Source organism: Kutzneria chonburiensis (assembly GCF_028622115.1).
In the GTDB taxonomy this organism is placed as follows: Bacteria; Actinomycetota; Actinomycetes; order Mycobacteriales; family Pseudonocardiaceae; genus Kutzneria; species Kutzneria chonburiensis.
This window is the reverse complement of sequence record NZ_CP097263.1, coordinates 4,957,130-4,972,032: the sequence shown is the minus strand read 5'-3', so window position 1 is coordinate 4,972,032 and position 14,903 is coordinate 4,957,130. Positions and strand designations below refer to the sequence as shown.

Genomic DNA, 14,903 nt, shown 5'->3' with positions numbered 1-14,903 from the left:
GCGGCCCGTTTCGGCGGGCCGCGCTCAGTCTCCGGGCTCCGAGGCCAGCGACCGCAGCACGTCGGGCTGGAGCAGTTCGATGCGCCGCCTGGCCGTACGCACCACGCCGCGTTCCCGAAGCTGCTTCAGCGTGCGGGTCACCGCCTCCCGCGATGCGCCGACCGCCTGGGCCAGTTCGGCCTGGGAAAGCGCGATGGAAATCGTGACTCCGGTTTCCTCGCCTTTCTGGCCGTATCTTTCCGCATAGTCGAGCAACAGCAGCGCAATACGCTGCTGGCTCAGGTAGGCGCCGAATTCGAGACGGTGTATGTCGGCCTCTCGCAGCCGCTCGACCACCATGCGGAGCAGGGCGAACGTGGTCGCGCCGTCGGTGATGAGCAGCTGACGGAACGCGGCGCCGGAAAGCTGGATCGCGGTGACCTCCGAAATCGCGGTCACGGTGGCCGAACGCGGTCGCCCGTCGATGGCGGAGAACTCGCCGAGCAGGTCGCCGGCGCCGCGGATGGCCAGCACCACCTGCCGCCCGGTCGGCGCCGCCGACGCCACCTTCACACGGCCGCTTTCCAGCAGCAGCACGTGGTCGGAGCGCTCGCCGGCCAGGAACAGCGTGCTGCCGGCGGCCCAGCGGCGGCGCACGCCCAGCGCCAGCACGGCGTCGTGGTCGAGTCGAAACGGTCGACCGGCCCCCAATTCCGCACCTCCGCGCCGGCACCGGCGGGTCGACCGGCTTCGCGCACATCATCCCTTTGGCGCAGCGGCCTGTCTATACGGCCGAACGGATATCGCACTGGTTCCCGCATATCCGGGATTCGGACGGTGATCACGGGACAGGCCGGCGCACGTGCATCTGCCGGCATCGCCCGTGTTCACCTGGGCACCCTTCACAATTGTGGCCGGAGGCGCGAGACTGTTCTGGAGGACTGCCGACAGAGAGGTAATCCGCCATCATGAGTTCACCCGTGAGTCATAGCGAATCGCATGTGGACACCGAGTTGGTCGATGTCGGCGGGATGCCGCTGGCCGAGCTGCGCACCTCGCGGGACGCGGCCGTGGTCCGGTCCCTTCGGCACGTGGTCGCGCGCAGCGCGCACGAGGGCGTCGCCGAGGTGAACTGCGCCGGGTCGAGGGACTGACCCCGGGTGGCCACCGAACACGACGGGGAGCTCCAGCCGCATCGCCTGTCCTGGGCCGATTTCGACGAGTTGGCCCGCGGTGGCGGCGGCGCGGCGGTGGTGCGGGTGCTGCGCCGGGCCGAGCGGAGCCGGCGCCTGCTGCTGATGCGGGCGCTGGCCGACCAGGTGGCCAAGGAGCCGGAGCTGTGCGGGCCGCTGCCGTCGTGGGAGGACGCGTGGGAGCTGCTGGCCCGGGTCCAGCGCCGGGCGCCGGGCGAGCTGGACGCCGTCATCGACCATCCGTACACGGGCAGCTGGGCCGGTTACACGACGAGGTTGCTGCGTAACGGAATCGCCGGTGTCGGCCCGGCATGGGCGCACCTCGGCCATGTGCACGCCATCGCCGCGGCGGCGGCAATCCGAGCGAAGCTCGATTTCGAGGCCACTGTGCCGGTGTGGAGCGGCTTCGCCGCACTGCCGACGCTGGGTGTCGCGCACGTGGCGGCGACCTCGCCTCATTCCGTTGCCAGGGTTCGGGTCCGTGCCGGGCGGGTGGCGATCAGCGCCACGAACACCCGCCTGGTGCTGCCGGCGGACCTGTCGACGGACGCACCGGGTTGGTGGGGGATCCGGCGGCTCACGGTGCCGGCCGATGTGCGGCTGTCGGTACGCCTCGACGACGTCGACCCGTACCGCGGCCTCTACGAACCGGTGCTGCCGCAGCGACTCGACGACGACGCCGTGACCAAGTGGCAGTCGCTGCTGTCCGAGGCGTGGCAGGTGCTGCTGGCCCGGCTGCCCGAGCGGGCCGCGACCATGTCGGCCGGGCTGGACTGCATCGTGCCGCGGCCGATGATCCCGTTCCGGCTGCCCAGCGCGTCCACCGGCGAGGCGTTCGGCAGTGCCGTGGTCAGCCGGCCCGAGGAACCGCTGTCACTGGCCGCCACCCTGGTGCACGAGTTCCAGCACATCCGGCTCAGCGGCCTGCTGCACCTGGCGAACCTGCGCAGCGACGACCCCGAGGAGCGGATCTACGCGCCGTGGCGGGACGATCCACGGCCGCTTTCCGGTGTACTGCAAGGAGTTTACGCCTTCTTCGGGGTCACCGAATTCTGGCGTTCCGTGCTGCGTGACGGGGACCGGTCCACGCGGCGGAGGGCGGCGTTCGAGTTCGCGCTGGCCCGCGCCGCCACCTGGCGCACCGCCCGCACCTTGCGTCACGACCACGGGCTCACCGACGCCGGCCGGCGCTTCCTTGACGGCGTTATCGAGCGGCTGCGGCCGTGGCAGGAGGAGCCCGTGCCTGCTGCCGAGGCGGAACTCGCCGCCGCCGTGGCCGCCGACCATCGAGCCATGTGGCGGATCCGGCACATGCGCCCGTCGCCCGAGACCGTTGCCGTGCTCGCCGCCGCCTGGTCCTCGGGCGAGCGCCGCCCGTCGAGTATCGACCTGGCCGGCAGCACCGGCCCGACCCCGGTACCCGACGGCGCGTGGTCGCCGGCCCGTACCGACATGATTCGCCTCGGCATCACCACGGCCCCTGTCGATCGCGAGGCCGCGTGGGCTGACGTCCCGGAGGCGACCCCCGCGGACATCGCCTACGTCTCCGAGCGCTATACCGAGGCCATCGACCGCTACCGGGCCCAACTCGCCGACGATCCCGACCACGCAAGCGCTTGGGTCGGCCTCGGCCTGGCCTGTCGCGGCTACGGACGGAGCGCCGCCGGCCGGGCCCTGCTGTCACGTCCCGAGCTCGTACGGGCCGTGCACCGTCACGTCCGCGCAACCGATCCCGTGCAGCTCGCGGACTGGATCGGCCGAATCGTGAACTAGGTGGCGAAGGCCATGATGTCCGTCGCCAGCACGTGGCCGAGGCCGAGTTCGATGACGGCCTGATAGACGCGCAGCGCGAGGTAGGCGTCGAGGCGGTCGGTGCTGAGCAGTTCGACGAGCAGCACGTCGTCGCGGTGGCTACGACCGGCGTCGACCTCGGTGAGGACCTGGGCCAGATCGGCCTCGACGCGGTGGTATCGCGGCAGCAGGCGGCGCGGGGCCTCGGGCGTGAGATAGCGGCGAGGGTGGGACGCCAGCAGGGAAAGGTCGTCGACGTAGACGGAGCTGACGCAGTCGACGAAAGGGGCGGGCAGCTCGCGCCCGCTGGCGTTGACGACGACGGCGCCACGGGCGAGCCGGGTGGAGCGGAGCACGGGCGGCTCGTCGCCGGTGACGACGACCAGGGTGGCGCCGAAAACGGCGTCGTCGGCGGTGGGGGCGACGGACAGCCCGATGCTGGCGGCGGCGAACTGCCTGGCCAGGCGGGGAGTGGCGACGCCGGAGTGCACGGCCACATGGCTGACGTCGGGCAGCAGCCGCCCGAGCACGGCGGACTGCACATGGGCGGGAAAGCCGGAGCCCAGCACAGTGACCGTGACAACGCCGGGGGACAGCAGCAGCTGAGAGGCCAACGTGGTGAGGGCGGCGCAGCGGCAGGCCCGCAGATGGGCGCTGGGCAGGGCGAATCGGGTGTCGGCGTCGGGCGCGGACAGCACGGCGAGCTCGGCCCCGGAGCTGCGGGAGCGGGCGGTGTCGAGCGTCCACCCGCCGCTGCGGTCGGCGCCGGGATCGGTGACACGGCCGCTGAGCTCGGTGGCCAGCACGTCGACGAGGTCGATCTCGTCGAGGGCGCGGAGCAGCTCGTCAGAACCGAGCTGCCGCACGAAGCCACTCATCCGATGCCCCTCCGAACTCAACGATCACTGGGGCCATGGAACAGCGGCACGCTTTCGAAGCGCTTCTCGTCGGCCAAATCAGCTGGGCACACCCACCTCCACCTCGTCGAGCAGGCCGAGGGTGCGATCGAGCCACACCGTGGAGCCCAGCGCCGCGAACAGCGTTCTGGCGGCCTGCAAATGGGTCGACGCGAGCATGAAGTCGGCCCGCAGCAAGGCGATCTCGCCCAGGGCGTAGCGGGATCGGGCCTCCACCAGACGTTCGCCGAGCCGGCGGGACAGATCCAGCGCATGGGCCATGGTGGTGGCCGCGGCGTCCAGCCGCCCTTCCCGTTGCCGCACAACGCCGAGCCCGTACACGGCATAGGCCTCGCCGATCTGGTCGCCGATGTTGCGCACGATGCGTAGCACCCGGTGCAGCGCCTCCCGGGCGAGATCGAAGCGTTCGACGGCCACGTGCAGCTCGGCAAACCGGTGCAGGACCTGGGCTTCGACGCGCAGGCAGTGTTCCTGCCGGGAAATGCTCAGCGCCTGCTCCAGCAGGCCGCGAGCGCGGGTGGTCTGCCCCTGGCCGAGCCACCAGCCGGCCAGGCTGCGCTGGATGTGGGCCTCGCCGATCCGGTCCCCGACCAGCGGCATGATCTCCAGCGCCTCGTCGTACTTGGCCAGCATGGCCTCGTTGTCGCCGCGAATGCCGTCGACGTGGGCGGCGTTGCGCAGCACCAGCGCCTGGCCGTGCATGTTGCCGACGGCCTCGAACAACATCAGCGCGGCCCGGAAACAGTTGGCCGCCTCGGCGGTCCGCGTCTGGAACATGTGCAGCGTGCCAAGGGAATACTGCGCGGCCGCGGTTCCGGTGCGGTTGCCGGCCTCCGAGGAAGCCCCGAGGGCATGACAGGCGGTCTCCCGCCAGTCGTCGAAATATCCCTTGGCTTCGAACAAGGTCACGGAGGTCAGTGCCAGATCCCAGCACAGCTCGTCCATGCCGGCCTCAGCGGCCTGCCGCACGGCCGCGACCAGGGCATGCCGTTCGCTGTCCCACCACGTCATGGGCGTGCCGATGATCTCCGCAGACACCTCGGCCGGCAGCCGCCACCGGGCGGCGGTGCCGTGGATCACGGTGTAGTCGCCGCCGTACTCCCGCCGATGCGCCTCCTCGGCCAACGCCATCCAGCCGCCGAGCATCCGCGCCAACGCGGCATCGCGGTCCACTGTGGACTCGACGTCCAGCAGCTGTTCCCGCGCATAGGCCCGGATCAGCTCGTGGAACCGGTAACGCGGATGGGGCGAATCGGGGTACTGCACGGTTTCCATGGCCTGCGCCTCGACGAGGGCGTCCAGGATGTCCTCGGCGGTCGCCAGATCCACGTCCAGCAGCGCCGCGGCCACCCATGCCGGCGAATCCGGGGCCTGGACAAGGGAAAACAGCCGGAACAGCCGTTGGGCGACCGAGGGCAGCGCCTGGTAGGTGAGCCCGATGTTGGACCGGATCTCCAGCCCGCGATGGCTCAGCTCGTCCAGCCGGCGCTGCTCGTCACGCAGCCGTCGCACCAAGCCGTCGATCCGCCAGTGCGCCCGTGACGCCAGCCTTGCGCCGGCGATCCGCAGGGCCAGCGGCAGCCCGTCACACAGCGCGACCAGCTCGGCCGCGGCCTCCGGCTCGGCCTGCACGCGGTCCGCGCCGATGATCCGCCCCAGCAGCTCCAACCCGCCGTCCGGCGAGAAAACGCCCACGTCCAAACACAAAGCCCCGGGCACGCCGCTCAGCCGGGACCGGCTGGTGGCGATCACCGCGCAGGTCGGGCTGCCGGGCAGCAGCGGCCACACCTGGGCCTCGTCACGGACGCCGTCCAGCACCAGGAGCACCCGCTTGTCGGCCAGCCGGCTGCGGTACAGCTCCGCCCGCTCCTCGGCCCCGTCCGGCACCGAAGTTGCCGGTACGCCAAGGGCTCGCAGGAACCGGGCCAGCAGCGCCGGTGTCCGGTCGTCGGATTCCGGCGCGTGCAGGTCCACGTACAGGTGCCCGTCCGGGAAGTGCTGGCCCAGCTCGTGCGCGGCGTGGATGGCCAGTGCCGACTTGCCGACGCCGCCGCGCCCGGAGATGGCCACGATCGGCACCGCCAGCCCGGCCTCGGCCCCGACCAGCCGCCGGATCTCGTCGAGAAGCCCGTCCCGGCCGGTGAAATCGCCGATGGTGGTGGGCAGCTGCCGTGGTGTCACCCGGGTTTCGGGCTCCGGCGCGGCCAGGTCGACCGGGGCCAGGTCCAGTGCCGGGGAACGATTCAGGATGGCGTGTTCCAGCTCGCACAGCTCGGGGCCGGGCTCGATGCCGATCTCCTCGACCAGCAGGGCCCGCGCCCGCTGGAACACCTCCAGCGCCTCGGCCTGCCGCCCGGACCGGTACAGCGCCACCATCAGCAGGCCGTACAGGCGTTCCCGCAGCGGATGCACGCCGATCAGCGCCGGCAGCTCGGCATTGGCCTCCTCGTGCCGGCCCAGCAGCAGGTCCAGCCGGAACCGCTCCTCCAGCACGGTCAGCCGCCGGTCGTTGAGCACGGTGGCCTCGTGCCGCAGCAGATCGCTGGTCACGCCGTCCAACGCCGGCCCGCGCCACAAGCCGAGGGCGGTACGCAAAGTTGCCGCCGCGGCGGCGGTCCGGCCGGCCTCGGCGTCCTGCTGGGCGACGGCCACCAGCTCGCCGAACTCCAGGCTGTCCACCTCGGACGAATCGAGTTCGAGCACATAGCCGGGTGACCGGGTCTTGATCGCGTCAGGACGGCCGGCTTCGCCGAAGCGCTTGCGCAGTGAGGAGATGCAGACCTGGATCTGGGCCCGCGCGGTCGGCGGCGGGGCCTCGCCCCAGATGGCGTCGATCAAGTGGTCGACCGAGGTGACCCGGTTCACGTTGAGCCCCAGCACGGCCAGCGCCACCCGTTGCCGCGGCCCGCCGAGGTCGAGCGGATGCTGATCGGCGGTCAGCTCGACCGGCCCCAGCAGCCTTACTCTCATGACGTCCCCCCGAATGCGCGCACGACCAGCGCGTTCGCGACTCTACTTAGCCCGGCCCGCGTACTGTCAATCGACAACGGCGGTCACGGGTGTGCCTCTTTACGGGCCCTCGAGCGGACGTCGAGCACCCTTCTCAAATCCTTCTCATCCGCTATGGGGCGGCACTGTGCGGCCGAGAGGGCTTTCGATAGGGCGTCCGGGTGAACTGGCAGGGCGCGGGGACCGGCCCCGGGCGGAGGGGGCCGACGACATGACCGACGACACGCACTGGTGAGCACCACTCGTTTTCTGGTCCACCGCAGCGACGAGACGTTCGGATCACGATGACCATCGCACTCAACCGAAGCCTGGGCGCGGGCTTCCTCGCACACGCCGCCACCCGTCCCGACCACGTGGCGCTGACCATCGGCAAGCGTGATCACACCTATGCCGAGCTCGATGACACGGCCCGCCGCTGGGCCGCCCGCCTGCTGGACGGCGCCACCGCGCCCAAGCGGGTCGGCGTCTTCGCGCACCGCAGCGAGGCGTCCTACGCCGGCGTGCTGGCCGCGCTGTTGGCCGGGGCGGCGTTCGTGCCGCTGAACCGGAAGTTTCCGCTGGAGCGGACCCGGACCATGCTCGAGCGGGCCGACCTGGACGCGATCGTCGTGGACGATGCCTCCATGGCTCAGCTGCCGGAGCTGCTGCACGGCCTGCGCCGCAAGCCGCTCGTGCTCGCGCCCGGCTCCCGTCTCCCGGATGGCCTGGACGCGCCGCTGCTGACCGCGACGGATCTCGCGGCGGCAGCAACGCTGTCCGAGCCGGTTCCGGTGTTGCCGGACGACATCGCCTATCTGCTGTTCACCTCCGGCAGCACCGGCACGCCCAAGGGTGTTCCGGTCACGCACGGCAATGTGCGGTCCTTTGTGGACGTCAACCAGGAGCGGTACCGCATCACCCCCGAGGACCGGTTCACCCAGACCTTCGATCAGACCTTCGATCTTTCGGTCTTCGACCTGTTCATGGCCTGGGAGAACGGGGCCCGGGTGTGCGCGATGGACCCGATCGAGCTGCTGGCCCCGTTCAAGTACTTGCAGCGCAACGAGATCAGCGTGTGGTTCTCGGTGCCGTCGGTGGCAATGGTGCTCGACAAGCGGGGCGCGCTGACGCCGGGCCGGATGCCGACGCTGCGCTGGAGCCTGTTCTGCGGCGAGGCGCTGCCGGCCGGGATCGCCCGGGCCTGGCAGGAGGCGGCGCCGAATTCGGTGGTGGAGAACCTGTACGGGCCGACCGAGCTGACCATCGCCTGCTCGGTGCACCGCTGGGATCCGGTGACCAGCCCGGCGCGCTGTGTGCACGACAACGTGCCGATCGGGCAGCTGTACCCGGGCCTGCATTCGTTGGTGGTGGACGAGAATCTCGTTCCGGTGGCCGAGGGGGAGACGGGCGAGCTGTGCGTCGCCGGCCCGCAGACCACGCCGGGCTACTGGCAGGCGCCGGAGCAGACCGCGCAGCGGTACTTCTCGCGTGACGGTCGGATCTACTACCGGACCGGGGATCTGGTCCGCCGGCAGCATGACGAGTTCGTCTACATCGGACGGAACGACCAGCAGGTCAAGATCGGCGGCTACCGCATCGAGCTCGGCGAGATCGAGGCCGTGCTGCGGCGCAGCGGCTGCGCCGAGGCGGTGTGCCTGGTGTGGCCGGACGCCGACACGATCACCGCCGTGGTCTCGGGCACCGGGACGACCGGCCTCGCCGACGCGGTGGCGGCCAGCCTGCCGGCGTACATGGTGCCGAGGTCGGTGCACGTCATCGACGAGATGCCGGTCAACAGCAACGGAAAGGTCGACCGCGGCGCGCTGCGGGCCTGGTTGGGGAACCGAGGGGATCATGAACACCGTCGAGCACGTCATCGCCGACACGCTCAAGATCGACGAGTCGTCGGTCACCGGCGAGCTGGAGTACCAGTCGGTGCACGAGTGGGACTCGTTGGCCCACGTCGCGCTGATGGTGGCGCTGGAACGGGAGTACGGCGTCAGTATCGATGACGACCTGACGATCGAGCTGCGGTCGGTCGAAGCGATCAGGGAATTCATCGGTGGCGGAACCGTGGAGCGCGAGGCTCGGCCGGAGAGCACTGTCCATCGTGGACTGGAGGGTGTCGCCTTCGATCACACGTCGATCACCCGTATCGACGGGGCCGAGGGCGTGCTGGAGTATCGCGGCTACAGCATCCACGACCTGGCCCGCAACGCGACCTTCGAGGAGGTCGCTTATCTGCTGATCAACGGCGAGCTGCCGGACGCCGACGAGCTGAACGTGTTCGAGAAGGAGCTGCGCGCGCAACGGGAACTGCCCGCGCCGGTGCTGGACCTCGTCCGCTCGCTGGCCCACGCGCACCCGGTCGAGGCGCTGCGTACCTGCGTGTCGGCGCTCGGCGCGTACGGTCAGCCCCGCTCGCCCGGCGTCGACGAGAGCTATGCCCAGGCCCGCGACGCCGGAATCGCCCTGGTGGCCAAGATTCCGATGATCGTCGCCGCGCACCACGCGTTCCGGAGTGGCCGGGAACCGTTGGTGCCGGCCGAGGACAGCAGCTACGCCGAGGCATTCCTCACCGTGCTGCTGGGCGAACGGCCGAGCCCGGCGGCGGTGCGGTTCCTCAACAAGGGCTTCATCGTGCACGCCGATCACAGCTCCAACGCGTCGGCCTTCACCGCCCGTATCGCCATCGGCAGCCGGTCGAGCATGACCGCCGCCGTCACGGCCGCCATCGCCACCTTCGCCGGTTCCGTGCACGGCGGCGCGGCCGAGCGTGCGGCGCTGCTGGTCGACGAGGTCGGTACGCCGGAGAACGCCGAAACCTATGTGGCGCAGCGGTTCGGCCGCGGCGAGCCGGTGATGGGTTTCGGGCACCGGGTGTATCGCACCGAGGACCCGCGAGTACGCCACCTGCGCGAGACCGTGGTCGAGCTGAGCGAGGAGCGCGGCGACCGCAGCGGCTTGGAGATCCTCGACGCCGTCGCGCGGGCCATGCGGCCCTACAGCCGGCACGGCGTGGCCCCGAACGTCGACCTGTACGCCGGCCTCGCCTATCGCCTGCTCGGACTGCCCGACGACCTCGCCGTGGCGCTGTTCGTCGTCGGCCGGACCGCGGGGTGGGTGGCGCAGGGCCTGGAGCAGCACGCCAACAACGTGCTCATCCGCCCGCTGCTGGACTACACGGGCCCGCGCGCCCGGGTGTACCCCGGGGCCGCGGAATGATCAGTCTGCCGGAGTTCACTTCTGACTTGAGTTCTGTCCCGTATTGCGGACGGGTGCTCGCCGAGTCGTTGCTGCGCAACGGTGACACCGACAAGGCGGCTCTGCTGGTCAAGCGGCTGGCCGCCGGCGAGGACCCGGACCTGGAGATGGAGTTCCGGCCGGCGCGGATCCTCGTGCAGGACTACACCGGTATTCCGCTGCTCGTCGACCTGGCGGCACTCCGTGACCGCGTCGACCAGCCGGCACGGGTCAACCCGGCCCTGCCGGTGGACGTCGTTGTCGACCACTCCGTCCAGACCGACTTCGCTGGCCGGCCAGATGCCTTGTCCCGCAACGAATCCCTGGAGCTTTCCCGGAACGGGGAGCGCTACGCCTTCCTCAAGTGGGCCGAGCGGGCGTTCGACCGGTTGCGGGTCATCCCGCCCGGCCAGGGCATCGTGCACCAGGTCAACCTGGAGCGGTTGGCCACCGTCGTCGCCACCGAGGACGGGGAATCCTTCCCCGACAGCGTGATCGGCACCGACAGCCACACCACCATGGTCAACGGCCTCGGCGTCCTGGGTTGGGGCGTCGGCGGCCTGGAGGCCGAGGCGCTCCTGGTGGGCCTGGCCCACCCGATCAAGATCCCGCCGGTCGTCGGCGTCCGGCTGACCGGCGCCATCAAACCCGGTGTCGGCCCTACCGACGTGGTGTTGACCCTGACCCAGTTGCTGCGCAAGGAGAACGTACGCGGCCTGCTGGTCGAGTTCACCGGCCCCGGCCTGGCCCAGCTCTCCGCCCAGGACCGCTGCACCATCGCCAACATGGCCCCGGAATACGGTGCCATGACCGGCTTCTTCCCGGTCGACGAGGAGACCCTTCGCTATCTCCGCGAGACCGGCCGCCCCTCGGACGAGGTGCAGCGCGTCGAGCGCTACTGTCGCGAGCAGGGTCTGCTGCGGACCGGCGCGGAACCCCGCTTCGGCCGGCTCATCGAGTTCGACCTCGGCACAGTGCGCCCCAGCCTGGCCGGCCCCAGCCGCCCCGACCAGCGCATCGACCTGTCCGACCTGCCGGATTCCTTCGCCGCCCGGCTCGACCGCGAACCCGGTTCGCGTGACGGCGACCTGGCCATCGCGTCGATCACCTCGTGCACCAGCACGTCCAATCCGCAGGCCATGCTGGCTGCGGGGTTGCTGGCCCGGCGGGCGGTCGAGCGCGGACTGACGGTGCCGAAGCACGTCAAGACCAGCCTGTCGCCGGGATCACTGGCCGTGACCCGCTACCTCAAGGACACCGGTCTGCTCGACGACCTGGAGACGCTCGGCTTCCACATCGCGGGCTACGGCTGCATGACCTGCAACGGCGGCAGCGGGGCCCTGCACCCGGAGATCGCGGAGGCGGTCGATCGCGACGGGCTGGTCGCGGCGGCGGTGCTCAGCGGGAACCGGAACTTCGAAGGCCGGGTGCATCCGCAGGTCCGCGCGGGCTACCTCGCCTCGCCGGCCCTGGTCGTGGCGTTGGCGCTGGTCGGTCACGTGCGGATCGACCTGGAGGCGGAGCCGCTGGGCATCGGCAGCGACGGCGAGCCGGTGTTCCTGCGCGACATCTGGCCGAGCTCGCAAGAGCTGGCGGCGCTGGCCGAGGAGTGCCTCAAGCCCGAGGTCTTCACGGTGCCGATCGCCGCGCCCGACGGCTGGGCGAGCATCCCGGCCCAGACCGGCGAAGTCTTCGCCTGGGACCCCGATTCCACCTACATCCGGCCGCCGGCCTACGTCGACGGCAAGCCCCTGACGGCCGAACTCCGCAACGCCCGCGTACTGGTGGCGCTGGGCGACGACGTCAGCACGGACCACATCTCGCCGGTCGGCGGCATCCCGGCCGACTCCCCGGCCGGTCGCTACCTGACTGTAAGAGGCATACCGGAGTTCAACTCTTACGGTTCCCGCAGGGGTAATCACGAAGTGATGGCCCGGGGCACGTTCAGCAACCCCAGACTGCGCAACCGGCTGGTCGGCGACGGCGACGGCCGTGGCCTGACGCTGCACGTCCCGACGGGCGACACGGTGCCGGTGTTCGAAGCGGCGCAACGCTATGCCGGCACGCCGCTGATCGTGCTGGCCGGCCACAACTACGGCATGGGGTCGTCACGCGACTGGGCGGCCAAGGGGCCGTGGCTGCTGGGCGTGCGGGCGGTGCTGGCCGAGAGCTTCGAACGCATCCACCGCGCCAACCTGTGCGCCATGGGCATCCTGCCGCTGCTGCTGCCCAAGGCCTGGGCCGCCCTCGGGCTGACCGGACGCGAGGAATTCGACCTGTCCCTGGACGAGCGCACCGGGCAAGTCGAGGTCACGGCCGGTGACATCAGCTTCACGGCCCGGGCCGAGGTGCACGCGGCCGAGTGGGCTCTGTTGCGGTCCGGCGGCACGCTGCCGTACCTGGCCCAGCGGCTGGCCGAGGAGGAAAGGTGAGCCAGCACATCCTCGAGGAGCTCGGGCTGGTCAAGGCGGCCGACGTCGATGCGTTGACCAGCCGAAAGCGCACGTTCTCCCCGGTGCACCTTGGCCTGCACGACGTGCGAATCGGCGACCTGCTCGACGCCGTGCACCAGCGCGACGGCCTGCTGCCGCCCCGCACCGGGCATCTCGGCAACTGGACCGACATCGCCCAGGGCCGGGCCGGCGCGATGGACTTCAACACGGCCATCTGCGGGGCCGGCCACGGCTATCCGTTGGTATACGGGATGAATCGCACCGAGGCCGAGACCGAGGGCGGCGACGAGGTCTACCAGCCCGGCGCGATCATCGAGGCAGGGGAGCGCAAACCGCTGCCACTGTACACATGGGACGGTCACGCCTTCACCGAACGGGACCGCGGCAAGCCCCTGTTCTGTCCGGTCGTCCAGACCGAAGTGGACGGTGAGCTGACCGGGCTCATCGACGTGCAATGGCGGCGGCTGGCCGACATTCCCGGCTACCGGTTCAAGAACTGGGCGCACTCGCTGGTCGACAACGAGCCGCTGCTGCTGGACATGCTGACCGCGCTGATCACCGAGGCCGGCAAGGGCAGGTATCCCGACCGCACGCTGATCGAGCTGATCAGCCACGCCGCCACGCTGGACGGCGGTGTCGAGCGCTGCGACCTCCGCCACGACGGCACCGGCTACCTGCTGGACGACTACCGCTACGGCTCGGCCCGTGAGCTGGCCGAAGCGGTTCTGTTGCCGCTCAAGGCACTCACCGATCCGCAGTGGTTCTTCGCGCGCATCGCCGACTTCCCAACGGTGTTGCCGGTGCCGTCGCTGCTGCTGACCAACGTGCTGTTCGCGGTGTTCGGTGATCACCGCCCGGACGAGACCGGTGTGCCCGACGAAGGCCCGTTCATCACCCACCTGCACTGGGGCGCTCGCGCGATGGCCGGCTGCCCGCCGCGCCGCAACGGCTACTTCGGGCGTCGGTCACGGGTGCGGCCGATGAAGGACATCATCGCGCCGCTGGTCGAGCACTTCCCCGAGGTGAGCCCGATCTGCTTCGTGCTGCTGCCGGCCCAGGTGTTCATGCTGTGCCCGCCCAGCACCGAGCCCCGGGACGTCGATCTCGTGGGCGCCCTGATCAAGTCGGTGCTGGCCGAGCCGGACACGGCCTACGACACGGCATTGGCCGAATTGGGTTCACGCGGCGACGAGCTGTCGGCGTACATGCGCGGCCGGTTCGCCGCCAACAGCGGCGTGCCGCGTGGCGGCGAGCTTCGCGAGCCGGCGGTTCCGACCGAGCCGGAAGGCTTCCGCGACCTGACGTTCAAGCAGGCGTCGGCGATCGTGGCGGCGTTCGAGGAGGTGTACGAGCGATGAGACTCACGCACCGCGACATCGCCATCGCCTTCAAGGAACCGTTCGCCAGCAGCCGCGGTGTCGTCAGCGAAGTGCGCCAACAGGTTGTCCGCCTGGACTGGCAGGGCCTGACCGGCTACGGCACCGCCCTGGCCGCCGATCCGTCCGAATTGGACGGACTCGCCCTCGGCGACACCACCCCGTTTGCCATCAGGTCCACGCTGGCCCGGCTCAACGTCCGCCCGAACGTGCTGGCGGCGATGGACATGGCGCTGCACGACCTGCTGGGCAAGGCCGCAAACCTTCCGCTCAGCCACGTCATCGGCGCGGCCGACTTGCCGCTGACCCCGACGGCGGTGTCGATCGGCGCCTGCCCGGACGACGAATTGGCCCGTCGGGGCAGGGAACTTGCCGACTGGCCCATCCTCAAGCTCAAGATGACCCCGGCCGACGACGGGCGGCGGGCCGGTGTGCTGCGCGAGGTCTACGACGGGCGGATCTGGGTCGACGGCAACTGCTCCTGGACGGCCGAACGCGCCGTCGAGGTCTCTCGCGAGCTGGCCAAACACGGCGTCGAGCTGCTCGAACAGCCCGTCCCGGCCGGCCAGCTCACCGAACTCCGTTACGTGCACGAGAATTCGCCGATTCCGGTGCTGGCCGACGAGGACTGCGTCGGCCGCGACGACATCCTCAAGCTGCGCGGCCACGTCGCCGGCGTGAACATCAAGCTCACCAAGTGCGGCGGCCTGCTGGCCGCGCTCGACATGATCACGCTGGCCCGGGCCGCCGGACTGCGGATCATGTTGGGCTGCAAGAACGAGAGCACGCTCGGCGTGACCGCGATGGCCCAGCTGGCCGGGCTGGCCGACTACCTCGACCTGGACGGGCCGCTGCTCCTGGTCGACGACCCGTTCACCGGCCTGGCCATCGATCAGGGCGTGCTCACCCTGCCGGCGGCCCCCGGCCTGGGCGTCAGCACCTACGACATCGGAGAACACTGAC

10 protein-coding genes are annotated in these 14,903 nt (G+C 70.6%); 7 read left to right on the top strand and 3 right to left on the bottom strand.

The window, feature by feature from the left end:
* Nucleotides 1-24 precede the first annotated feature (24 nt).
* On the bottom strand, nucleotides 25-651 hold the full coding sequence (locus tag M3Q35_RS22260; protein ID WP_273943899.1) for a Crp/Fnr family transcriptional regulator: 627 nt from the start codon (nucleotides 649-651) through the stop codon (nucleotides 25-27).
* Between the two features lie 329 nt (nucleotides 652-980).
* Between M3Q35_RS22260 and M3Q35_RS22255 the strand changes: the two genes are divergently transcribed.
* On the top strand, nucleotides 981-1,133 hold the full coding sequence (locus M3Q35_RS22255) for a hypothetical protein (RefSeq protein WP_273943898.1): 153 nt from the start codon (nucleotides 981-983) through the stop codon (nucleotides 1,131-1,133).
* Nucleotides 1,134-1,139: 6 nt separating this feature from the next.
* Nucleotides 1,140-2,945, top strand: coding sequence for an HEXXH motif domain-containing protein (locus M3Q35_RS22250; protein ID WP_273943896.1), 1,806 nt, complete (start codon nucleotides 1,140-1,142; stop codon nucleotides 2,943-2,945).
* On the opposite strand, the gene M3Q35_RS22245 is transcribed toward M3Q35_RS22250, so the two are convergent.
* A complete protein-coding gene (locus M3Q35_RS22245; RefSeq protein ID WP_273943894.1) occupies nucleotides 2,942-3,841 on the bottom strand; it encodes a hypothetical protein in 900 nt (299 codons plus the stop codon). The genes M3Q35_RS22250 and M3Q35_RS22245 overlap by 4 nt on opposite strands.
* A gap of 78 nt (nucleotides 3,842-3,919) precedes the next feature.
* A complete protein-coding gene (locus tag M3Q35_RS22240; RefSeq protein ID WP_273943893.1) occupies nucleotides 3,920-6,850 on the bottom strand; it encodes an AfsR/SARP family transcriptional regulator in 2,931 nt (976 codons plus the stop codon).
* Nucleotides 6,851-7,173: 323 nt separating this feature from the next.
* On the opposite strand from M3Q35_RS22240, the gene M3Q35_RS22235 reads away from it, so the two are divergent.
* From M3Q35_RS22235 to M3Q35_RS22215, 5 genes are read left to right on the top strand one after another with little or no spacing between them, the layout of a single operon-like run.
* The gene (locus M3Q35_RS22235) at nucleotides 7,174-8,880 is read left to right on the top strand and encodes an amino acid adenylation domain-containing protein (RefSeq protein ID WP_273943892.1); all 1,707 of its coding nucleotides are present in this window, start codon (nucleotides 7,174-7,176) and stop codon (nucleotides 8,878-8,880) included.
* On the top strand, nucleotides 8,762-10,093 hold the full coding sequence (locus M3Q35_RS22230) for a citrate/2-methylcitrate synthase (protein ID WP_476408950.1): 1,332 nt from the start codon (nucleotides 8,762-8,764) through the stop codon (nucleotides 10,091-10,093). Before M3Q35_RS22235 ends, M3Q35_RS22230 begins: the two co-directional genes overlap by 119 nt.
* A 26-nt stretch (nucleotides 10,094-10,119) precedes the next feature.
* A complete protein-coding gene (gene acnA, locus M3Q35_RS22225) occupies nucleotides 10,120-12,543 on the top strand; it encodes an aconitate hydratase AcnA (RefSeq protein ID WP_273943890.1) in 2,424 nt (807 codons plus the stop codon).
* Nucleotides 12,540-13,922, top strand: a complete 1,383-nt coding sequence (locus M3Q35_RS22220) for a DUF6025 family protein (protein ID WP_273943889.1) — start codon at nucleotides 12,540-12,542, stop codon at nucleotides 13,920-13,922. Before acnA ends, M3Q35_RS22220 begins: the two co-directional genes overlap by 4 nt.
* Complete coding sequence (locus M3Q35_RS22215; protein WP_273943888.1) at nucleotides 13,919-14,902, top strand: mandelate racemase/muconate lactonizing enzyme family protein; 984 nt, start codon at nucleotides 13,919-13,921, stop codon at nucleotides 14,900-14,902. The genes M3Q35_RS22220 and M3Q35_RS22215 overlap by 4 nt, the downstream gene beginning before the upstream one ends.
* Nucleotide 14,903: the final 1 nt, after the last annotated feature.

Bases quoted from the DNA above. Each gene is read 5' to 3' on its own strand.
- M3Q35_RS22245 (WP_273943894.1), bottom strand. From the start codon at position 3,841: ATGAGTGGCTTCGTGCGGCAGCTCGGTTCTGACGAGCTGCTCCGCGCC.
- M3Q35_RS22240 (WP_273943893.1), bottom strand. From the start codon at position 6,850: ATGAGAGTAAGGCTGCTGGGGCCGGTCGAGCTGACCGCCGATCAGCAT.
- M3Q35_RS22215 (WP_273943888.1), top strand. From the start codon at position 13,919: ATGAGACTCACGCACCGCGACATCGCCATCGCCTTCAAGGAACCGTTC.
- M3Q35_RS22235 (WP_273943892.1), top strand. From the start codon at position 7,174: ATGACCATCGCACTCAACCGAAGCCTGGGCGCGGGCTTCCTCGCACAC.